Raw genomic sequence first — 20149 nt, 5'->3', positions numbered from 1 at the left:
CGAGTCTAGTGAGCCCCGGTGGGAACGGCGCCGGTGACCCGCCCGTTCTCAACTAGCACCAGCCAGCGGGAGACACTGCGGGCACGGGCCAGCGCGTCGGCGGCACTCTGGCCGGCCAGCTCGGTGGTGACCGCCGCCGCGGGCAGCACCGTGCACACCTGGCCTGCGGTGATGCCTCCCGTATCGGGCAGCCCGGAGCGTTCCAACTCGGTCAGGGCCGCGGCGTCGATGGTGCCCAGCAGGCGCGGCCCGTCGGTGACCAGGACCAGCCCGGCGGTGTCCTCAAGCCGGCCGCGCACACTCGCCAGCGGCGTGGATGCGGGCACGACGGTGGTCGGCCGGGCCAGGGTGCGCAGGTCAAGTCGGGCGGCGGCGCGGCTGCTGCGGCCCAGGCCGAGGACCCGCCAGGAGGTGGTGGCAATCGGCAGGGCGACCATGACGGCGAGGATGAGGCTGAAGGAGTTGGGCCTGCCGCCGGCCAGCAGCGGCGCCAGCATCCACCGCCAGGCGATGCCGGCGACAACAACCAGTCCCCCGACGGCGGCCACCTGCTGGCCCAGGCGGCGCTTCCCGGTCACCTGCTCCACCAGCGCGCTCAAGGCGTGTCCGCCGTCGAGCGGTAGGCCGGGCAGGGCGTTGAAGATGGCCAGCGCCAGGTTGACCCAGGTCAGCGCCCATGCCGCCACGAAGATGGGGGCGGAGTCGATCCGGTCCAGCAGCGCGTGCCCGAGCGCCCACAGTGCCAGGTTCGCGGCCGGACCGGCCAGCGAGGTGATGACGTCCTTCCACGGCCGCCACCGGCTCGAGGGGCCGAAGCTGGTGCGTCCGCCCCACAGGTACAGCTCGTAGCGCACCGGTTTACGCCCCAGTACCGTGCCTGCGGCACCGTGGGCGAGTTCATGGCACAGGACGCTGACGGCCACGCCGAGGACCGTGAGCACCACCGTGCCGAGTACGGTGGCGATCCCGTAGCCGTCGAGCGTCGAGGACACCAGCGGGTACCAGCTGCCGGCGATGAGCAGCCCGAGCAGCAGCGAGGTGGGGGCGACGACGACGGGCGCACCGCCGAGTGTGAACAGCGTCCAGGGGCCCGAACGGCGCGGGGCGGCAGATGCGGTCATGCACCGACCCTATCGACCGGGCAGCATGCGAGAGCGCCGGCGGTTATTCCTCGGGACTCGCCGAGGCGGATGGCTCTGCTTCCGGCGAGTCCAGGGAATCGACGTTGTCGGCGGTGATCCACACGGCTTCGGTGAAGTTGACCGCCTCCACCTCCTCTCCCTTGATGAGCTTGTCCATGGTTTGCACCGCGAGGCGGCCGATGCCGGCGGTGTCCTGGGAGACGGTGCCGGCCATGCCGCCATTGCGGATGGAGGCGACGCCGTCGTCGGTGGCATCAACCCCGGACACGTGCACCTCCTCCGCTCTGCCGGCATTCGTCAGCGCTTTGAGCGCGCCCAGCGCCATCGAGTCGTTCTGTGCCACGATCGCGTCGATATGGGTGCCGGTGGACAGCCAGTTCTCGGTGACGGTGAGCGCCTCGGCCGTATCCCAGTTGGCGGTCTGCTCCAACACGACGCTCACCCCCGGATGCTGGGCCAGTACCGCGTCGTATCCGGCCTTGCGCTGCAGCTGCCCGTCCGAGCCCATGGGGCCGTACAGGATGGCGACCGTGCCATCTTCCCCGATCGCCTCAATCACCTTCTCCATCTGCAGTGTGCCGGCGGCCGTGTCGTCGCCGCCGATGTAGGAGGCGGCTCGATCCTGCTGCTCGGCCTGCTGCACCATGGTCGCGATCGGGATCTCCGCCTCGTTGGCAGCCTTGAGGCCCGGTGCGATGCCCTCCTTGGAGACGGGCTCGACGAGAATGCCGTCATAGCCTTGCGCAACCGCCGACTCGATCTGGCTGATCTGGGTGGCGGCGTCGCTGTTCCCATCGAAGACCGTCACCTGGACGCCGAGTTCCTTCCCCTCGGCGACGGCGGCGCCCGCCACCGTCGTTGTGAAGGAGTTGGTCATATGGCTCATGACCAGCGCGATCCGGGTCGTGCCCGCAGGCACTCGCGGCGCGCAGGCGGAGACCATGGCGGCGGCGAGAATGAGCGCGCCCAGGGTGGTTAACACACGTTTCATGATTCGTTCTCCCTGTCCGCCCAGGTCATTTCCGCTGCCGTGCCTTGACGTCCAGGAGCACGGCCAGGACGATGATGGCGCCCTTGACGACCCGCTGGAAGTTGGCGTCGATACCCAGAATGTCGAGCCCGTTGGCAATGACGGCGATCATGAGCGCACCGATGAGGACACCAGAGGCGCGCCCGCGTCCGCCCGACATGGACACCCCGCCGATGACCACTGCGGCGATCGCGTCCAACTCGTAGGACTCGCCGGCGGTGGGGGCGCCGCTGATCGTGCGCGACGCCAGCAGCACCCCGCAGAAGCCCGCCAGCAGGCCGGCAATCACGAACACCGACACCTTAGACCGCTTGACGTTGACGCCGGAGACCTCGGCGGCGACCGGGTTGCCGCCGACGGCGTACACCCGGCGCCCGTACACGGTGCGGCGCAGCACGAAGGCGCAGATCACCACAATGACCACCAGGTAGATCGCCATCACCGGAAAGCGTCCGATCTTGGCGCTGGCAATGTTCTCGAAGGTTTCGGAGACGTTGAAGATCGGGGCACCACCGGAAATGATGAGCGCCAGCCCTCTCACCGCGGTCATGGTTCCCAGGGTCACGATGAAGGAGGGAATCGCGCCGTAGGCGACACCCAGGCCGTTGACGAGTCCCACCAGCGCACCGACGAGCAAGGCGGCCATGATCGGCACGATGACCGGGTACTGACCGGGATGGGCCAGCATGGCCGCCACCACTCCGGCAAGGCCGATGGTCGAGCCCACCGACAGGTCGATTTCCCCGGAGATGATGACGAACATCATGCCCATGGCGAGGATGCCGTTGATGGTGGTTTGGACCAGGATCAGCAGCACGTTGTTAACGCTGAGGAAGTGGTGCTCCGGCGACACCAGCCACAGCACGAATACGAGCGCCAGGAAGACGATGAGGATCCCCGCGTCACGGACCGAGGCCCCGAATACTCTTTGGGTTGCTGCCTTCATGATTCACCCTTCGAATCGTGAGGCGAGTTCCATGACCGCCTCCTGAGAGAATTCCGATCGTTGCAATGTTCCGGTGCATCTGCCCTCCGCCAGGACCAGGATGCGATCGCTGAGCCCGATCAGCTCCCCCATCTCCGAGGAGATGAGAATGACCGCCTTGCCCTGCTCAACCAGACCCCCGATGAGTTCATAGATGTCGCGTTTGGCGCCGACGTCGATCCCGCGCGTCGGTTCGTCGAGGATGACCACGTCCGGCTGCGTGAGCATCCACTTGGCGAGCACGACCTTCTGCTGATTACCGCCGGATAGCTCGGCGACCCCCTGGCTCAGCGAGGCCGCCTTGACCCGGAGTGAGTCGACATAGCGCCCCGCGGCCCGCTTCTCCTTGCGCGGCGATATGAGGCCGCGGGCGAACAGCTTGCCCAGGGATGGCAGGGTCACGTTCTCCAGGATCGTGCCGACGAGGTTGAGTCCGGTGCGCTTGCGGTCCTCGGTGATCAGGGCAATTCCTTGTCTCATGGCGTCGCGGGGGCGCCGCAGCTGGACCGTTTTGCCGTTGCGCAGCACGGTGCCGTGGCCCCGGGGGCCGAATCCGAAAAGCGATTCCACCAATTCGGAGCGTCCCGCCCCCACCAAGCCGCCGATGCCGAGGATTTCTCCATGGCGGAGGGTGAAGCTGACGTCCTGGACGCGTTGGGGCACGTTCCAATCGCGAATCTCGAGCGCGGGCTCCCCCAGCGGCACCTCCCGCTTGGGGAAGACGTCGTCGATGCTCCGCCCGACCATGGCCTTGATGAGCGCGGGTTCGTCAAACTCCGCGGCCGGCCCAGTGGTCACGTGCTGGCCGTCTCGCAGCACCGTGATGCGGTCGGCGATGCGGAAGATCTCCTCCATCTTGTGGGAGATGTAGATGACGCCGACGCCGTCGGCCGTCATCCGTCGGATTTGGCCGAACAGGTGCTCGGCGTCGTCGTCGGTGATGGCGGAGGTCGGCTCGTCCATAATGACCACCCGGGCGTTGACCGAGAGGGCCTTGGCGATCTCCACCTGCTGACACTGGGCGATCGACAGATCGCGCATATATGCGTCGGCGGGCACGCTGACATCCATGGCCTCCAGCAGTTCGGCCGCGTCCCGTTTCATCCGGGCGTGGTCGGCAAGCCTCAGCCGGGTGCGCGGCTCGCGGCCCAGATAGATGTTCTCGTACACGCGCATGTCGAGGACCGGATTGAGCTCCTGGTGGATCATGGCAATGCCGTGATCCATCGCCTGGCGGGGCGTATTGATCGACACCGGCTTCCCATCGATGCGCACCTGGCCGCCGTCGGAGCGGAGGATCCCGATGAGGATTCGCATGAGCGTGGATTTCCCGGCCCCGTTCTCCCCCATGAGGGCGTGAACCTCGCCACGGCGTACGTCCATCGAGACCGCGTGAAGCACCTTGATCCCGGAGAAGGACTTGTCGATTGCGCGCGCTTCCAGCACCACCTCGTCCATAGCCGCTCCTTTGCGTAGATGGATCTGTGATCTGAAGCATAGGCCGCCTAAAATTGTCCTGTCAATGCTTGTTTTGTCCGCGCCCCTGGCCGTCATCCACAGCGCCCCGCACGCGCAGGGCCGGGCACATGCCTGTGGAGTCCTCACCGAAGGTGTCATGCCAGCGCGGTAGGTTCACCCCGTGAGTGAGCACCCCACCGACTCCGCCGCACCGACCTCCACCGACCCGCGCCCCACGGGCCCCGGTGGGGGTCGACGCCGCGGCTCCGGACGTACGGCGCTGTCGCCCTCGCGCGCCAAGGACTTCATGCAGTGTCCGCTGCTGTTCCGGTTGCGGGTGGTCGACCGGATTCCCGAGCCGGGCTCGCTGGCCACCCACAAGGGCACGCTGGTTCACGCCGTCCTGGAACGGCTCTACGACCTGCCGGCTCACGAGCGCACCCGCGAGGCGGCACTGGCCATGCTGCCCGACCAGTGGGAGGCGCACCGGGAGAAGAACCCCGTGGTCATGGACCTGTTCGACGACCCCGCCCAGATCGACCCGTGGCTTGATGAAGCCCGGGAGCTGGTCACCGCCTACTTCCAGCTGGAGAATCCCACTCGGCTGGAGCCGGCCGAACGGGAGCTGTTCGTACAGACCCAGACCCGAGACGGGCTCCTGCTGCGCGGCTTCGTCGACCGTCTCGACGTCGCCCCGAACGGCGCCATGCGCGTCGTCGACTACAAGACTGGCCGCTCCCCCAGCCCGCGTTTCCAGGAAGACGCCCTGTTCCAGATGCGCTTCTACGGTCTGGTCCTGTGGCGCCTGCGCGGGCGCGCCCCGGCCCGGTTGCAGATCGTCTACCTCAAGGACGGGCGCACGCTCACCCACGATCCGGGCCTGGCCGAACTGGAGACCACCGAGACCAAGCTGGCGCGCATCTGGGACGAGGTGGAGGACTGCGCCACCCAAGGCGTGTTCGCCCCGCGGCGCTCGCGGCTGTGTGACTGGTGCGCCTACCACGCCCAGTGCCCACTGTTCGGCGGCACCACCCCCGAGCTGCCCGCCGACGGCGTGGAGCGACTGCTCACCGCCCGCCGCCCGCCCGCGGCCTGATCACGGGTCGACCCGGGCGTCTCACTCAGTGGTCTCGCTTTGGCGCAACGCCGAAAGTCGTGCTTAGCATTCTCGCCACGATCGCCGACCACAGTCGGTGACCGCCATCAAGATCCCTACCCTGTACGGAAGACGACACTCATGAGCTCCCAGATCGCGGCCCGCAACCTTCGCGCACAGCGCGGAGCGTGTTGCTGCATGCTCGACCTGGCCAGGGCTTAGTGAGACAGCAGCACCCCAGTACTACGTATTCCCTGCTTCTTCCCCCGGCCTGCCGGCGCAACGGCATGTACCGGTAGGCATCCCTGGTCAGGCCATTGCCCAACCCCACAGTCGCGGGTGGGCTACGCCTGTGGCCGACGGCGCACAGCGCCGAAGCAGTCGTCCCACCTGCGTCCTCGAGCACCGGACCGTCCTCACGGCGGTGCGGGCAATCAGACAAAGGACCTCCATTGATTTTCACCGGACTACTCGTCGGCGGCGTCCTCGGACTTGTGCTCCAACGCGGCCGCTTCTGCATCACCGGCGCCTTCCGAGACCTGTGGGTCTCCCGCTCCTGGCGGTGGATGACCGCGTTCCTGCTGGCCATCGCCGTACAAGCGGTTGGCGTCGCCCTGCTCACCGCCATCGGCATCATCACCCCCGAGGTGCCTGCCCTGTCGGTCGTAGCAACCGCGGCCGGCTCTCTGCTCTTCGGCATCGGCATTGTGCTGGCCGGAGGGTGCGCCACCGGAACCTATTACCGCGCTGGAGAGGGCCTGGTGGGGTCCTGGTTCGCACTCATTGCCTACGCCGGCACGGCGGCCGCCTCGAAGACCGGCATCCTCGCCCCGGTAACCACGTGGGTCAAGGGCCTGTGGCCTACGGGGCTGACGACGATCCCCGCCGCCTTCGGCCTGCCCGATTGGATCGGCGTGCTCGTGCTCGTCGCGGGAGTCGCCCTCCTCGTGCGGTGGCAACGTCGTCTTGCTGCGGACAGGCCCGTCCCCCTGCAACTGGATCCCCAGCGCACGGGTCTGAACCACCTGTTGTTCGAGCGCGCCTGGAGCCCGCTGACCACGGGCGTGCTTGTGGGGCTGGTGGCGATTATCGCCTGGCCGACGTCCTGGGCCAGCGGACGCCACGACGGTTTGGGGATCACGACGCCGTCGTCCAACCTCGTCGGTTGGTTGGTGACCGGGGATAACAGCCGACTCGACTGGGGCGTGCTGCTGGTGCTCGGCATTCTCATCGGCTCCCATCTCAGCGCGCGTGCCTCCGGCGAGTTCCGCGTCCGCGTCCCCTCCGCCACCGTCATTCGCCGCTCAATCGCCGGCGGGCTGCTCATGGGTGTGGGCGCGGCCTGGGCGGGCGGCTGCTCCATCGGCAATGCGCTCGTACAAACCTCCCTGCTGTCCTGGCAGGGCTGGACGGCACTCGTCTTCCAGATACTCGGTGTAGGCGCGGCCGCATACGTCACTCTCATCCGCCCGCGCAACCAGCGCCGTGCCGCCCGCGCACTCCTGCCAACCCATTCCGTCGCATAGAAGAAAGGAACCAGTCATGCGCACCGTGTTGGAAACCGAAGGTCTTGTCTGCCCGTTTCCCGTGATGGAGGCCGAGGAGGCAATGGCCGCTCTGGCCCCCGGCGACGAGCTCGTCATCGGCTTCGACTGCACTCAGGGCACCCAATCACTGCCCGCCTGGGCGGCGGACAACGGCTACACCGTCACGGAATTCACCAAGACCGGTGAGGCCTCCTGGAGCATCACCGTCCGCAAGTAGCCGACCCGTGCCCCGTCTCCCACCTGCCGATCGGGGTGGGAGACGGGGCGCGCCGTCGTCGTTATGCACGGTAGGACGCCGTCTTAGCCCTACGGTTGTCTCCATGGAACACAGGAGGCTCGGGCGCACCGGATTGCGCGTCTCAGCGATCGGGCTGGGCACCATGACCTGGGGCCGCGACACCGACGAGATCGAGGCCAAGGACCAGTTGGAGATTTTCCTCGACGCCGGCGGGACCCTGCTGGATACGGCCGCCTCCTACTGCGAGGGCGCCTCCGAAGAGGTGATCGGGCGGTTGCTCGCCGGGGTGGTCGACCGGCGCGACGTCGTGCTCACCTCCAAGGCGGGCGTGCGCACCTGGCGCACCGGTGAGCGCTCGACGGCGGCCGACGCCTCTCGCGGCACCCTGCTGGACACTCTCGACGACTCACTTAAGCGCCTGGGCACGGATCACCTGGATCTGTGGCTGGTGCAGGTTCCGGACGCGACCACCCCGCCGGAGGAGACGGCCGATGCTCTGCGCACCGCCGTCGCCACGGGCCGCACCCGCTATGTGGGAGTGTCGAACTATCCGGCTTGGGCGAGCGTGCACCTCGCCGCTCTGCTGCGGGAGCTCGGCGGGCCGGGCATGGCCGCGGCGGAAGTGGAGCACTCGCTGCTGTCGCGCGGCATTGAGCGCGAACTGCTGCCGGCCGCAGCCGGCATCGGCTTCGGCATCATCGGCTATGCGCCGCTGGGGCGCGGGGTACTGACCGGGAAGTACCGCGCCACCACTCCCCCGGATTCGCGCGCCGCCTCCCCGCATCTGCGCTCCTATGTGGCCCCCTACCTGGGCGAGCGGCACCATGGCGTTGTCGAGGCCGTCGCCACGGCTGCCGCCGGCCTGGACCGCAAACCTGTGGAGGTGGCCCTGGCGTGGGCCCGCGACGCCACCGGAATCGCCTCCACCATCGTCGGAGCGCGCACCCCCGGGCAGTTGCGCGGCGCCCTGGCCGCCGAGGAGTTGGTACTGCCGGTGCAGATCCGTCGTGCTCTCGACGAGGTGACGGCGCTGGACCTGGGCTACCCCGAGCGCTTTTGACGAATAGGTTAAAGCAACCTAACCTGCTTCTGGCTGCGGGCAGAGCTCCCGGTGGCTATCCACATTCATGCGATTGCGGGATTCATTGACGTTGATGGAGCAAGGAGAACCGCTCGTGCCGAAGCAGAACCGCCTCATGCCGCTGCTGCCCGCAGCGGCGAGCCTGTTGCTCATTCTCGGCGTGATGACGGTCTTCTCCGCCTGCGGTCCCAAGGCCGACGGCAGCTGGATGCACTGTCACGACTGCCAGAACGCGGTCGCCGCCAGCGCGGGCGGGATCCTTGTGTGCTTCAGCGCCGCCGCCTTCGTCAAGAACCGGCCCCTCCGGATCGCGCTGCAGGCGATCGCCACCGCGGGCAGCCTCGTGGTGTTCTTCATCCCGGGCGGCATCTGCCCCATGTGCATGCTGCGCACCATGCGCTGCTACACCGTTTTCCAGCCCTTCGTCAGAATCATGACCGTGCTCATCGCCGCCGGGGGCATCGGCGCGCTCGTCGGGTCGTGGCGGCAGCGCGAGCGGATTCCTGCCTAATCATGCGTTGTTGCCCGACGCCGGGATCATGACCACCACGACGACTCGCCGCATCAGGCTCATGGCCCTGGCCACCGCCCTGGTCGTATTCATCGCCGTCGTGTGGCTCGCCGTCGTCAACCATGAGCACCGGACGAGCTACCAGGAGGCCCAGCGCCTAGCCGCGGCCGGGCAGACCGCAGCGGCCTACGAGATTTTCCACGGGCTGGGCGACTACCGTGACGCCGCCGCGCAGGCGCAGGCGCTGCTCGACGCCGACCCCGCCTTGCCCTACCGCAGTGCCGACAAGGGCGAGATCATCACCTTCGGAGCCTACGAGCAGGACAATGACCGGGCCAATGGTGCGGAGCCAATCCAGTGGCTGGTGCTCGACCGAATCGACGACCAGCTGCTCCTCCTCAGCGTCAACTGCCTGGACAGCCGGCCCTACCACGCCACACCCTTCGCGGCGGTCACCTGGGAGACCAGCGACCTGCGGGCGTGGCTGAATGAAACCTTCCTCCAGGAGGCATTCACGCCCTCCCAGCAGAGTCTCATTGTCTCCACGCGCAACGAGAACGCGGACCAGTCCCCGGTGGGCACCGACGGCGGGGCGGAGACGACCGATCGTGTCTTCGCCCTGAGCCAGACCGATACCGTCATCTACATGCACGACGCCGCGGACCGGGATTACCTCGGCCGGGCCCCGGTCACCGACTACGCCGCCACCGGGCAGGTGCATGTGGACGACGACGGGATGGCGGACTGGTGGCTGCGCTCGCCGGGCACCTACGAGTACACCGCGCAGTACGTGGCCGCTAGCGGGGAGCCCTCGATCAGCGGCGCCTACGTGGACGCCGAGTACGGCGTGCGGCCCGCGGTGTGGCTGGACACGTCCGCCGGGGGTGCACAGTGAGGCGGGTAGCCCGGCAGTCGACCGCAGGTGGGAGCGCCCTGTCGCTGGGACGCATACCGCGCAAGAACCTCAGCGCGCATCCCATGCGCACCGCCATCGTCTTCATCCTCGTCCTGGCGCAGGCGGCCTGCGTCTTCACGGGCCTCATGCTCATCCAGAACCTGCGGCGCGAGCTGACGCTGGCCGAGCAGCGGCTCGGCGCCGACGTTCTGGTGTATCCGACGGCCGGCATCAACCAGCTTTACCAGGACCAGCTGCTCATGCAGGGCACGCCGGTGGAGTATTACCGGCCGCGGTCGACGCTGTCCCGCATGCAAACCAATGACGACATCGAGTCCGTCACCTATCAGCTCTACCTGGCGGACACGACGCCGGACGGGGAGCGGCTCTGGATCGTCGGCTTTGACCCGGCCACGGATTTCGTCATCTCCCCCTGGCTGGCCGAGGGCTCCGACTACGTGCTCGGCGATGGCGTCGTCGCCGTCGGCAGCAGGGTGGAGGTATCCGCCGCGGATACGGTGGAACTGTTCGGGCGGGAGCGCCGCGTGTCCGCCCACCTGCTGGGTACCGGCTCCGAAATGGACCATGCCGTCTTCGTCACGCTGAGCACCCTGGACGAGCTCATCGACGACTCCGTGGCGGCGGGCATCGACACCTACGCGTCCGTCGAAGCGGGGCGCGACTACTCCGTGGCCCTGCTGCGTCTCAAGGACAAGGACGACGTGGAGTCGGTGACCGCCTGGATCAACATCTACGTGCGCAGGGTGACCGCCGTGGGCAGTGATGCGGCCCTGACGACCACCGCCACCGATATCCGCACTCACCTGTGGCTGCTCATCGCGATCGCGGGCGGCACCTGGCTCATTCTGCTCGCGGCGCTGGCCATTGCCCAGTCCCTGCTCATGCATGAGCGCAGGCAGGAGTTCCGGGTGTGGTTGACGGTCGGCGCCTCACGCCGAACGATCAACCGCGTCATGGCGCACGAGGCGGCCCTGGTCCACGCTGCGGGTGGGCTGGCCGGAGTGGTGCTCGCGACGCTGGTCCTGGGGTGCGTCGGCGACGGGACCGGCGTGGGCGCCCTGGCGACGCCGGCGCGCCTGCTTCCCGCGGCGGCGGTCACCCTGCTGGTGTCGCTGGTGGTGGGCTGGGCGAGCACATGGCTCGCGGTCAAAGGAGAAACATGCTCTCGTTGAGGCGACTACCGTGGCTCAATCTGCGCGGCTATCCCGCACGGACAACCGCGCTGCTGGCCTTGTCCGCGCTCATGGCGATGGCCGTCTTCGGCGGCACCCTCATCATCCAGGGGGTGCGCCAGGGCTTGGAGGCGACTGAATCCCGGCTCGGCGCCGACATCCTCGTCACGCCGGCGGACTCCGCCACCGAGTTCGATGCCCAAAGCATCCTCATCCAGGCCGAACCGGGCTACTTCTACATGCCGGCAAGCACATTGGAGGAGGTGGCCACCATTCCCGGGGTGGAGGCGGCCTCCCCACAGCTGTTCCTGGCGTCCGCCAGATCGAGCTGCTGCTCGGGCAGGTATCAGATCATCGCCTTCGATCCGGACAGTGACTTCATCATTCAACCCTGGATCGCCGACACACTGTCCGACACCGATATCGGACAGCTGGACATCGTCGTCGGCAGCAATATCGCCATTGACACCGGTGAGAGCTTCCGCCTGTTCGGCAATGACTGCCGCGTGGTCGGGCAGTTCTCCCCCACCGGATCGTCGCTCGACAATGCGATCTACACCAACTTCGACACCGCGAAGATCCTCATCGACTCCTCCATCTCGAAGGGCTTGAACAAGTACGGCGACGTCGACACCGACAACGTCATCTCCTCCGTCGCGGTCAGAGTCGAGCCGGGCTACGACATTGAGCAGGTCGCCACCGCCATTATGGCCGGGGTGGGCGGCGTCAGCGTGGCCACCTCCACGAATATGATCGCGGGCATTGCCGACAGTCTCGGCGCCATCTCGCGCACGGTCGCGGTTGCCAGCGGCATTGTCTGGGTGATTGGCCTGACGATGATCGTCCTGGTCTTCGGCATGACGGTGAACGAGCGCAAGCGGGAGTTCGCCACCCTAGTGGCGCTCGGGGCGAGCCGCCGCACCATCTCACGGATGGTGCGGCATGAGGCCATCGCCGTCAGCCTCATGGGTGGCGTCGCGGGCGTCCTCATCGCGGGCGTGGGGCTGGGCTCGTTCACGGGCGCGATCGGACAGGCACTCGGGGTTGGTCTGGTGCTGCCGCCCGTCGGCACGCTGGCGGCGCTGGCGGTCATGGCGTTGGCGTCGGCGCTCATTGCTGCCGCGCTCGCCTCGGCAGTCGCGGTCCGAATCGTCAACCGCTTGGATGCCGGCCACCTGCTCAAGGAGGGGCAGTGACATGACAGACACGACTGACGTGAAGCTTGAGGCCAGGGACCTGACCAAGAACTTTCCCCGCGGAAAGCGGCGCGGCCAGATCTTCACCGCGGTGCGGCCGCTCGACTTCTCCCTCGCATCCGGGTCTCTCGCCGTCATTGCCGGACGCTCCGGAAGCGGTAAGAGCACGCTGCTCAACATGCTGGCGGGCATGTTGACCCCCACTTCCGGCAGCGTCCACGTCGCCGGAGCGGAGCTGTACTCGCTCAGCGAGGCGGCCCGTTCCCGGCTGCGCAACGAGAAAATCGGGCTTGTGCCCCAGGGGCATGCCGCGCTGCGCAGCCTGACGGTGCTGGAGAACGTCCTGCTCCCCTCCATCCTGTACAGCCATGAGCCCCCGCCCCAGCAGCGGGCGCTGGAGCTACTGGAGTTGGTGGACATCGCCTCGCTGCAGGACGCCAAGCCGAGTGAGCTCTCCGGCGGCGAGCTGCGCCGCCTGGCCATTGCCCGCGCCCTGCTGCTGCATCCGCAGGTTGTGCTCGCGGACGAGCCCACGGCGGGCCTCGACGCCGACAACACCATCAAGGTGTTGGAACTGCTGCGCGGGGCGGCCGATGCGGGAGCAGCCGTCCTCGTGGTGACCCACGAGGACGAGGCGACTCAGTTCGCGGACCGGACGTTCAGCATGGACGCCGGGACGCTGACTGCCCAGACTCCTCCGGCCAACGCGGGTCAGTCCGCGTAGTCGTCCTCGTCGACTTCCCGGTCGTCGTAGTCGTCGTAGTCGTCCTCATCGACGTCATCCTCGTCGTCGATGTCTTCGTCGTCCTCGTCGTCGTAGTCGTCCTCGGAATCGTCGTCCTCGTCGGAGTCGAAGGTGTCGAAGGGCAACTCGATGCCGTAGGCGGTGAACAGGGCGTCGTCGTAGGTGAAGAAGGCGTCCTGGAGGGTGTTCTCCGCCGCAACGACGGCTGGAGAGTTCTCATCACCCGTCGCGGCGGCGTCAAGGTGCGCCTCGAAGGCGGCGATGAGTCGGTTGAGCGCTGACCGCGGGTCGTTCGTCATGTGGCACAGGATACCGGCTTCACGCCATCGCGTGCTCATCCGGGGCCAAGCCGCGACGTTCGAGGAGCGAATCAATCTGCGGGTCGCGGCCGCGGTAGGCGCGGAAGGAGACGAGCGGGTCGCGGGAGTCTCCGCGGGAGAGGAACTCACGGCGGAAGCGCTCCCCCGCGGTGCGGTTCAGCCCCAGATCGCCGTCCTGGCCGCCCTGACCGTCGGTGCGGAACCAGGAAACGGTGTCGGCGTCCATCACCTCGCTCCAGATGTAGGCGTAGTAGGCGGCCGCGTAGCCGCCACCGAAAATGTGCGCGAAGTAGGTGGTGCGGTAGCGCGGTGGGACGAGGGCGTCGTCAATGCCGGCATTAGTCAGGGCGGCGTGCTCGAATGCTTCGACCTGTTCTGCGTCGTCGGGGACGTCCTCGGGACGCAGGGTGTGCCAGGCCTGGTCGAGCAGGGCCGCACCGAGGTACTCGGTGGTGGCGTAGCCCTGCCCGAAAGCGCCCTGGCCGCGCAGCCGCTGCGCGAGTTGCTCCGGCAGCGGCTCACCGGTGTCGACGTGGCGGGCGTAGGAGGCGATGACCTGCGGGTGCAGGGCCCACTGCTCATTGACCTGGGAGGGGAATTCGACGACGTCGCGGGGCACGTTGGTTCCGGAGGCGCTGGGCCAACGGGTGTCGGCGAACAGACCGTGCAGGGCGTGGCCGAACTCGTGGAAGGCGGTGATGACGTTGTCCCAGGTCAGCAGCGTGGGGCCGGACTCCGGCTTGGTGAGGTTGAGGCAGTTGATGACGACGGGCCTGCGGCCGGTCAGGTGGCTCTGCTCGACGAGGGAGTCCATCCAGGCGCCGCCGTGCTTGCCGGTGCGCGCGTAGTAGTCGCCGACGAACAGTCCCAGCAGTGGCGCGTCGGTGCCCTCACCGTCGCGGACTTCCCACACCCGTATGTCCGGGGCGTACATGTGGGCGGCCAGGTCGGGGCGCTCGTGGAAGGTGATGCCGTACAGGCGGCCCGCGGCGTAGAAAACACCCCGTTCGACGACGTTGCTGAGCTCCAGGTAGGGGGCGAGGGTGGCGTCGTCGATGCCGAAGCGCTGTTTGCGCTCGGCCTCCTCGTAGCGGGGCCGGTCGGCCGGGCCGAACTGCTCGTCGGCGCCGGTGGCGGGGTCGGCCGCCATGCGCGCGGCGTAGAGCGCGGCGTCGCGGTGGGCGTTGGCCATGGCAGGCGGCACCAGCCGGGTCAGCAGGTCGGTCACGGCGTCGGTGGTGCGGGCGGCCGACTCGGCGGCGACAAGCGCCGCATGGTGGGGGAAGCCGAGGAGCCGGGCCCGTTCGGCCCGCAGGGACGCCTCCTCAAGGACCAGGGCGCGGGTGTCGTGCTCGCCGGCCAGGCCGCGCTGCATGGCTTTACCCAGCAGGGCGACGCGGGCGCTGTGCGGCTCGGTGGCGGCCAGGGCCGGGGTGGCGGTGAAGTTGGCGACGCCGGCGGACTGCATGGCCTTGGTGGCGAGGGTGGCGAACCGGGTGGACAGGGCAGTCAGACGTGAGTTGATAGCCCGCAGGCGCTGCGCCGCGGCGCCGGTCAGGGCGATGCCGTCGCGTTCGAAGGCCTCGACGGCCAGGCGGATGTAGCGGGCGGTTTCCTCATCGATGACCTGTCCGTCCGCATCGAGCGGGGGCCGGCCAGGGTCCGCCGCGGCGGCGCGCACGAGGTCGTCGAGTGCCTTGAAACGGCGGTAGATGCGCATATCGAGGTTGTAGGCATCGGTGTGCGCGGCCAGCTCGGGGGCAAGGGCCTCCTCGAGCTCGTCCAGCTCGGGGCTGTCGGTCGCCGAGGTCAGGGCGTACAGCACGGTCAGCGCGCGGGAGAGCAGTTCGCCGCTGCGTTCGACGGCGGCGACGGTGTTCTCCACGGTCGGCGCGGCGGGGTTGGTGGCAATCGCCTCCCACTCAGCACGCTCGGCCGCCATGCCTGCCCGGATGGCGGGTTCGATGTCCTCGTGCTTCACCGCGGCGAAGTCGGGCAGTTCCAGGTCGAGCTCCCAGCGGCGGGCGAAGGGGTTGGTCTCGGGAAGTGCGTCCACCGCTGCGGGAGTCGTCTCGGTCATGTACTCATCCTGCCACGGGTGAGAACTCACCCGAGATGAGGGAGATGATGAATGCGCGGGTCGGAGTATCCATCGCCTCGATGTAGTCAGTGCCGGAGGCAAGCTCGATCCACCAGCCGTTGATGGCAAGCAGGCCGACCTTCTGCTCGAGGGTGAGGGTCTCGGCGTCGCCGATCCACTCGCGCTGGAAGTCGGTCCAGGCCCGGCGCAAAGCGTCTGCCTCCGGGCGCCCGGAGATGAGGAAGGCGAATTCCCCCCGGAGGAGGGAACCGTCCAGCACGGAGATGGCCAGGGCGCTGATTCGCTGGTTGCGGGTGGCCTGTTCCCAGGGCTGTCCCAGCGCCTGAAGCGCCTCGCTTTGCCAGCGGGTGAGCAGATCCTGGGCGATCCCCTCGAACAGGGCCTCACGGGTGCGGAAGTGGTAGACGATGCCCCCGCGGGTCAGCCCCACGTGCTCGGCCAGGGAGTCGAAGGTGAGAGCCTCAATCCCCTCACGCTCAATGATCTCCAGGGCACCGGCGACGATGCGCTCTCGCTTCGAGCTTCTCATGCGCCCATCATGCCGTCTGCTGCAGGTTTTCTCGGCCGTCGGGCACATGCCTCCACGACATGATCGCTGCCACAGCCATGATGACAGCCGCAGCAAGGGACGTCACCTGCATGGCGGAGATGAAGGAGTGCTGCGCCTGGGCGAAGAGGGCGGCCTGCGCGGCGTCGGTCATGTCGACGACCCCGTGGAGAGTGGCCAGGGACTGTTTGGCCGCTTCCGTGACACTGTCGGGCAGGCCGGAGACGGCGTCGAGTGCGGAGGCGATGCGTCCGCGGTAGCCGGCATCCTGCAACGAACCGAGGATCGCGATACCCAGAGCGGCTCCGAGCTCAATGCCGGTTTCGGAGATCGCGGAGGCGGCGCCGGCCCGGTCGGCCGGCACAGCGCTGAGAATCGCATTGGAAGCAATGGCGTCAGCGAGTCCGGAGCCGAGGCCAATGAGGACCAGCGCGAGAGCCAGCCACATGTACATCGGAGAGGACTCGGCGGCGGCCAGCAGCGTGAAGCCACCCGCGATGAGCAGCAGGCCGACAGCGAGGGCATGGCCTTGCCCGAGGCGGCGGAAGACCCAGCCGACGACGGCGACGACGGCAATTGCCGCAAGCGCGTTGGGCAGCTCGGCGACAGCGGCCTTCATTGTCGAGTAGCCCCGCACGAGCTGAAGGTACTGACTGTAGAAGTACAGCAGCCCGGTCACCGCGAAGATGGCGAGCACGGTCGCAACGACGGACCAGGTGAAAGCCGGGTTGCGGAAGAGCCGAATGTCGAGCAGCGGGGCATCCAGGCGGCGCTGCCGACGGATGAAGACCCCGCCGACCACGAGGCCAAGGGCGAGCACGCCGAGGACGAGGGGCGTGACATTGCCGTGGGCGATGGCCTTGATCCCATAGACAATCGGGACGATGGCACCGATGGACAGCGCAGAGGAGAGCAGGTCGATGGGGGCGCCGTCGACGCTGCGTGATTCCGGCAGGAGGACGGCACCGAAGCCGAGAACAACGAGCATGACGGGGATATTGATGAGGAAGACGCTGCCCCACCAGAAGTGCTCGAGGAGCGCGCCACCGACCAGGGGACCAATCGCCATGCCTCCCGCCGTGCCTGCGGACCATATTGCGACGGCGCGGGCCCGCACGGAGGCCTCGGGGAAGATCGTGCGGATGAGGGAGAGGGTGGAGGGCATGATCGTCGAGCCGGCTGCACCGAGCAGGGCGCGGGCAGCGATGAGCATGCCGGCGCTCGTCGAGAACGCAGCGAGGGCGCTGGCAGCACCGAAGAAGGCCGCACCGATGAGCAGGACGCGCTTGCGTCCGTAGCGATCGGCGACGTTGCCCATGGTGACGAGCAGGCCGGCGATGACGAAGGAGTAGATGTCGCCGATCCACAGCAGCTGGCCCGCGGTGGGCGTCAGCTCCTCCGACAGCGAGGGGATGGCGAGGGAGAGGACGGTGGAATCAATGGCCAGGAGCGTGACCGCAGTGGTGAGCACTGCAAGGGCCCCCCAGTCTCGCGGGCGCGGAACTTGAGGATGCACCCCGGCGAATGAAGAAGTAGCGGCTGCTGTCATGGCGCAAACTGTACTATACGTACAGTATAGTTTCGGGAATCGCCGCCATGAAGCGGGTCACGCCACTCGGCGGGCGAGTCAGGCGAGGCCGCCGCGCCCCAGCACGCCTTCAACGTCAGGCGGGAAGAAACCCGGCCCCTTGAGGACCTTGCCGTCCTCGCGGTAGATGGGCTTGCCGTCAGCTCCGAGCTTGGACAGATTCGAGCGCTGCACCTCCGCCAGGACGGCGGCCAGGTCGATGCCGGTTTCCAGAGCCATGCCGTAGATGACGTAGACCAGGTCGGCCAGGGCGTCGGCCGCCTCGACGGTGTCGCGCGTACCGTCGTCGGCGGCAACCGCACGCCGGTAGGCGGCCTCAATCTCGCTGCGGGCGGAGCGCCCGTAGACGGCACCGGTCAGCTCGGCGAACTCCTCGGCGATGAGGCTCATGCGCATGTGCAGGCTCTCGCGGTCCAGGCTGGGCCCGTCGGTCTGGATCGGCAGACCGTAGGTGGAGTGGAAGCGGCGCACCAGGGCCTCGGGGTCATCCCCCTCGCGTTCACCGACGCCGTCATGGGCGACGAGCGGCGTGGCGGTGCCGTGCGTATGCGAGGAGCCGGCCGCCTGCCCATCGACCGTCACCGGGCCATCCCAGGGCGCCGCGGGGCGCCGCGGGTCTCCCGGTAGCAGCGTGCCGATCCAGCCATCTTGGAGGACGCCGTCATTGGCAAGGAAGGAGCGCACCCGCCCTTCCCGGCGGAAGCCCAGCCCCCAGGCCACGCGCCAGGACGCCCAGTTGGGCACGCCGTCGTGAATGTCGCAGCGCCAGCGCAGAGCGACGGCGTGCAACGGCCCGTCGGGGTCAAAGGCCATCTCGATCACCGCGCGGGCCGCCCGGGAAATGGTGCCCCGGCCCCGGGCGTCGGGGGCCAGCCAGTAGCCGATCTCCCAGGTGCCGTCCGCATGCCCGGATACGCCCATCATGCCGACGAGAAGAGTCGTGTCATCGGGCAGAACCTCGCGTACCGCCCAGTTCAGTTCCTTGCCCACTTTCCAACCGTCGGGCACGGCACCGCACACGAAGCGCTCGGCGTCGGCACGGCTGTAACCGCGAGGGACGGTGGTCCACTCCTGGATTTCCGGGTCCTGGCAGATTTCGTAGATCCGGTCGATGTCCGCCTCGGTGGGGACGGACAGCAGGAGCGTGGGCAGGTCGTTGCCGTCATGGGAGGAGGCGGGCACACGAATCTCGAAGGGCTGCATGGCACGAGCCTACCGGCGCCGGCGCCGCCTCACTGCCCGGTGGCGTTGGGACGCGGCCCCTTACTGAGCACCGGCCAGCTCAGCAGCAGGATGATGCCACCGAGCAGGCCGTAGACCAGGGCCACCCAGGTGCCGTGGGCGTCGGCGAACCAGCCGACGATGGGCGGGGAGATGAGCATGATGACGCGAGCAAGCCAGGACACAATGGTCAGCCCCATGCCGGGGCGCAGCCCGGGGATGTCGTCGGCGGCGGCGTAGGCCACCGGCACGGCCACGGCGCAGCCGGCCCCGGAGATGACCATGCCGATCAAGGTGCCCGGTACCGAACCAGCCACCAGCGCCGTACCCATACCGAGCGCAACGAGCACGCCTCCGCCGGCGATGACCTTGCGGGCGCCGAGCCGGTCGATGATGGCGTCGCCCAGCAGCCGGCCGACAATCATCGTGACTTGGAGCGACACCAGTCCCATACCCGCCAAGGAGGTGGCCGCCCCCTGCTCGGTCAGCAGCAGGGAGGACCAGTTGCCGGTCACGTCTTCCGGGAACATGGCGGCGGCGCACATGAGTCCGAGCACGACGATGAGGACGACGGTGACCACCTTCGACGCCCGGGCCACCGGTTGGGTTGCGGCGGCGTCGGGGTCGACGTCGACCGGGGCGGTGATGGTGCCCGCCGCCGCGGCCGCGTCCTCGATGGCCTCGGCCATGCGGCGGTCGTCGGCATCGGGGCCCTTAATGGTCCAGGGCACGGCCGCCCCGGAGACCAGGGTCAGCAGGGCGAGCACCCCGAGCATGTGGAGTTCCACCGGAACCCCGGCGCCGGCCATGGCCTGTCCCATGGTGGCGCCGAGCACCGCACCCAGGGACCAGGCGGCGTGGAAGCTGGTGATGATGCTGCCGCCCCAGCGGCGCTCCACGCGCAGACCATGGGCGTTTTGCGCGACGTCAATGATTGCGTCCATGCCGCCGACCCAGGCCAGGCAGAGCGCGAAGACGATCCAGGAGTCGGCCATACCGGCCCCGAGCAGCCCCAGCCCCAGGATGATCATCCCGATCGAGGCGACGCGCGCGGAGGTGAAGCGGGCGATGAACCACGAGGCCGCCAGACCGGCCACGAGGGCGCCGATGGAGTTGAACATGACGGCCTGCCCGAAGGCCGCTTTGGTGATCCCCAGGTGCTCCAGAATCTCCGGGTAGCGCGGCACCAGATTGGAAAAGCCCAGCCCGTTGGCGAGGAAGGTGAGGTAAACGGCGATGCGGGCCTTGATGAGGG

19 protein-coding genes are annotated in these 20149 nt (G+C 68.2%); 9 read left to right on the top strand and 10 right to left on the bottom strand.

All coding sequences use genetic code 11. From position 1 onward, the window contains the following. Positions 1-5: 5 nt before the first annotated feature. The 4 genes from RWX45_RS13335 to RWX45_RS13320 are packed head-to-tail and all read right to left on the bottom strand — an operon-like array spanning position 6 to position 4615. A complete protein-coding gene (locus RWX45_RS13335) occupies positions 6-1121 on the bottom strand; it encodes a site-2 protease family protein (RefSeq protein WP_316024199.1) in 1116 nt (371 codons plus the stop codon). Positions 1122-1164: 43 nt separating this feature from the next. Then, the gene (locus tag RWX45_RS13330; protein ID WP_316024198.1) at positions 1165-2133 is read right to left on the bottom strand and encodes a sugar ABC transporter substrate-binding protein; all 969 of its coding nucleotides are present in this window, start codon (positions 2131-2133) and stop codon (positions 1165-1167) included. Between the two features lie 25 nt (positions 2134-2158). Next, positions 2159-3118: an ABC transporter permease gene (locus tag RWX45_RS13325; protein ID WP_316024197.1), complete on the bottom strand. Its 960-nt coding sequence runs from the start codon at positions 3116-3118 to the stop codon at positions 2159-2161. Between the two features lie 3 nt (positions 3119-3121). Further along, on the bottom strand, positions 3122-4615 hold the full coding sequence (locus tag RWX45_RS13320) for a sugar ABC transporter ATP-binding protein (RefSeq protein WP_316024196.1): 1494 nt from the start codon (positions 4613-4615) through the stop codon (positions 3122-3124). Between the two features lie 181 nt (positions 4616-4796). Between RWX45_RS13320 and RWX45_RS13315 the strand changes: the two genes are divergently transcribed. The 9 genes from RWX45_RS13315 (at position 4797) to RWX45_RS13275 (ending at position 13096) form a co-directional block, all read left to right on the top strand. Continuing rightward, a complete protein-coding gene (locus RWX45_RS13315) occupies positions 4797-5711 on the top strand; it encodes a PD-(D/E)XK nuclease family protein (RefSeq protein WP_316024195.1) in 915 nt (304 codons plus the stop codon). Between the two features lie 452 nt (positions 5712-6163). Then, the gene (locus tag RWX45_RS13310) at positions 6164-7237 is read left to right on the top strand and encodes a YeeE/YedE family protein (protein WP_316024194.1); all 1074 of its coding nucleotides are present in this window, start codon (positions 6164-6166) and stop codon (positions 7235-7237) included. Positions 7238-7253: 16 nt separating this feature from the next. Then, positions 7254-7475: a sulfurtransferase TusA family protein gene (locus RWX45_RS13305; protein WP_316024193.1), complete on the top strand. Its 222-nt coding sequence runs from the start codon at positions 7254-7256 to the stop codon at positions 7473-7475. A gap of 103 nt (positions 7476-7578) precedes the next feature. Further along, a complete protein-coding gene (locus RWX45_RS13300) occupies positions 7579-8556 on the top strand; it encodes an aldo/keto reductase (RefSeq protein WP_316024192.1) in 978 nt (325 codons plus the stop codon). A gap of 115 nt (positions 8557-8671) precedes the next feature. Continuing rightward, the gene (locus RWX45_RS13295) at positions 8672-9088 is read left to right on the top strand and encodes a DUF4418 family protein (protein WP_316024191.1); all 417 of its coding nucleotides are present in this window, start codon (positions 8672-8674) and stop codon (positions 9086-9088) included. Between the two features lie 28 nt (positions 9089-9116). Next, complete coding sequence (locus RWX45_RS13290; protein ID WP_316024190.1) at positions 9117-9983, top strand: DUF6273 domain-containing protein; 867 nt, start codon at positions 9117-9119, stop codon at positions 9981-9983. Between the two features lie 83 nt (positions 9984-10066). Then, positions 10067-11176 carry an ABC transporter permease gene (locus RWX45_RS13285; protein ID WP_316024189.1) on the top strand — a complete coding sequence of 370 codons (1110 nt, stop codon included), beginning with the start codon at positions 10067-10069 and terminating at the stop codon, positions 11174-11176. Continuing rightward, positions 11164-12372 carry an ABC transporter permease gene (locus tag RWX45_RS13280; protein ID WP_316024188.1) on the top strand — a complete coding sequence of 403 codons (1209 nt, stop codon included), beginning with the start codon at positions 11164-11166 and terminating at the stop codon, positions 12370-12372. Before RWX45_RS13285 ends, RWX45_RS13280 begins: the two co-directional genes overlap by 13 nt. 19 nt (positions 12373-12391) lie before the next feature. Further along, positions 12392-13096, top strand: a complete 705-nt coding sequence (locus RWX45_RS13275; RefSeq protein WP_316024207.1) for an ABC transporter ATP-binding protein — start codon at positions 12392-12394, stop codon at positions 13094-13096. On the opposite strand, the gene RWX45_RS13270 is transcribed toward RWX45_RS13275, so the two are convergent. The 6 genes from RWX45_RS13270 to RWX45_RS13245 form a co-directional block, all read right to left on the bottom strand. Beyond that, positions 13084-13416 carry a DNA primase gene (locus tag RWX45_RS13270; RefSeq protein ID WP_316024187.1) on the bottom strand — a complete coding sequence of 111 codons (333 nt, stop codon included), beginning with the start codon at positions 13414-13416 and terminating at the stop codon, positions 13084-13086. The genes RWX45_RS13275 and RWX45_RS13270 overlap by 13 nt on opposite strands. A 19-nt stretch (positions 13417-13435) precedes the next feature. Beyond that, positions 13436-15517 carry a M3 family metallopeptidase gene (locus RWX45_RS13265; protein WP_316024186.1) on the bottom strand — a complete coding sequence of 694 codons (2082 nt, stop codon included), beginning with the start codon at positions 15515-15517 and terminating at the stop codon, positions 13436-13438. Positions 15518-15521: 4 nt separating this feature from the next. Continuing rightward, a complete protein-coding gene (locus RWX45_RS13260) occupies positions 15522-16067 on the bottom strand; it encodes a TetR/AcrR family transcriptional regulator (RefSeq protein WP_316024185.1) in 546 nt (181 codons plus the stop codon). Positions 16068-16074: 7 nt separating this feature from the next. Next, positions 16075-17634 (bottom strand): MFS transporter, encoded by a 1560-nt coding sequence (locus tag RWX45_RS13255; RefSeq protein WP_316024184.1) that lies wholly within the window; start codon positions 17632-17634, stop codon positions 16075-16077. A 78-nt stretch (positions 17635-17712) separates the two neighbouring features. Beyond that, the gene (locus tag RWX45_RS13250; protein ID WP_316024183.1) at positions 17713-18876 is read right to left on the bottom strand and encodes a GNAT family N-acetyltransferase; all 1164 of its coding nucleotides are present in this window, start codon (positions 18874-18876) and stop codon (positions 17713-17715) included. Between the two features lie 29 nt (positions 18877-18905). After that, positions 18906-20149: MFS transporter (locus tag RWX45_RS13245; protein ID WP_316024182.1), on the bottom strand; the 1244-nt coding region annotated here is incomplete at its 5' end.

This window comes from Actinomyces sp. MRS3W, from assembly GCF_032465695.1.
Lineage (GTDB): Bacteria > Actinomycetota > Actinomycetes > Actinomycetales > Actinomycetaceae > Actinomyces.
This window is presented reverse-complemented; position numbering and strand designations above follow the sequence as displayed.

Coding starts and splice junctions, on each gene's coding strand:
- RWX45_RS13335 (WP_316024199.1), bottom strand. CDS start 1,121: ATGACCGCATCTGCCGCCCCGCGCCGTTCGGGCCCCTGGACGCTGTTC.
- RWX45_RS13330 (WP_316024198.1), bottom strand. CDS start 2,133: ATGAAACGTGTGTTAACCACCCTGGGCGCGCTCATTCTCGCCGCCGCC.
- RWX45_RS13325 (WP_316024197.1), bottom strand. CDS start 3,118: ATGAAGGCAGCAACCCAAAGAGTATTCGGGGCCTCGGTCCGTGACGCG.
- RWX45_RS13320 (WP_316024196.1), bottom strand. CDS start 4,615: ATGGACGAGGTGGTGCTGGAAGCGCGCGCAATCGACAAGTCCTTCTCC.
- RWX45_RS13305 (WP_316024193.1), top strand. CDS start 7,254: ATGCGCACCGTGTTGGAAACCGAAGGTCTTGTCTGCCCGTTTCCCGTG.
- RWX45_RS13300 (WP_316024192.1), top strand. CDS start 7,579: ATGGAACACAGGAGGCTCGGGCGCACCGGATTGCGCGTCTCAGCGATC.
- RWX45_RS13290 (WP_316024190.1), top strand. CDS start 9,117: ATGACCACCACGACGACTCGCCGCATCAGGCTCATGGCCCTGGCCACC.
- RWX45_RS13285 (WP_316024189.1), top strand. CDS start 10,067: ATGCGCACCGCCATCGTCTTCATCCTCGTCCTGGCGCAGGCGGCCTGC.
- RWX45_RS13280 (WP_316024188.1), top strand. CDS start 11,164: ATGCTCTCGTTGAGGCGACTACCGTGGCTCAATCTGCGCGGCTATCCC.
- RWX45_RS13270 (WP_316024187.1), bottom strand. CDS start 13,416: ATGACGAACGACCCGCGGTCAGCGCTCAACCGACTCATCGCCGCCTTC.
- RWX45_RS13265 (WP_316024186.1), bottom strand. CDS start 15,517: ATGACCGAGACGACTCCCGCAGCGGTGGACGCACTTCCCGAGACCAAC.
- RWX45_RS13260 (WP_316024185.1), bottom strand. CDS start 16,067: ATGAGAAGCTCGAAGCGAGAGCGCATCGTCGCCGGTGCCCTGGAGATC.
- RWX45_RS13255 (WP_316024184.1), bottom strand. CDS start 17,634: ATGACAGCAGCCGCTACTTCTTCATTCGCCGGGGTGCATCCTCAAGTT.
- RWX45_RS13250 (WP_316024183.1), bottom strand. CDS start 18,876: ATGCAGCCCTTCGAGATTCGTGTGCCCGCCTCCTCCCATGACGGCAAC.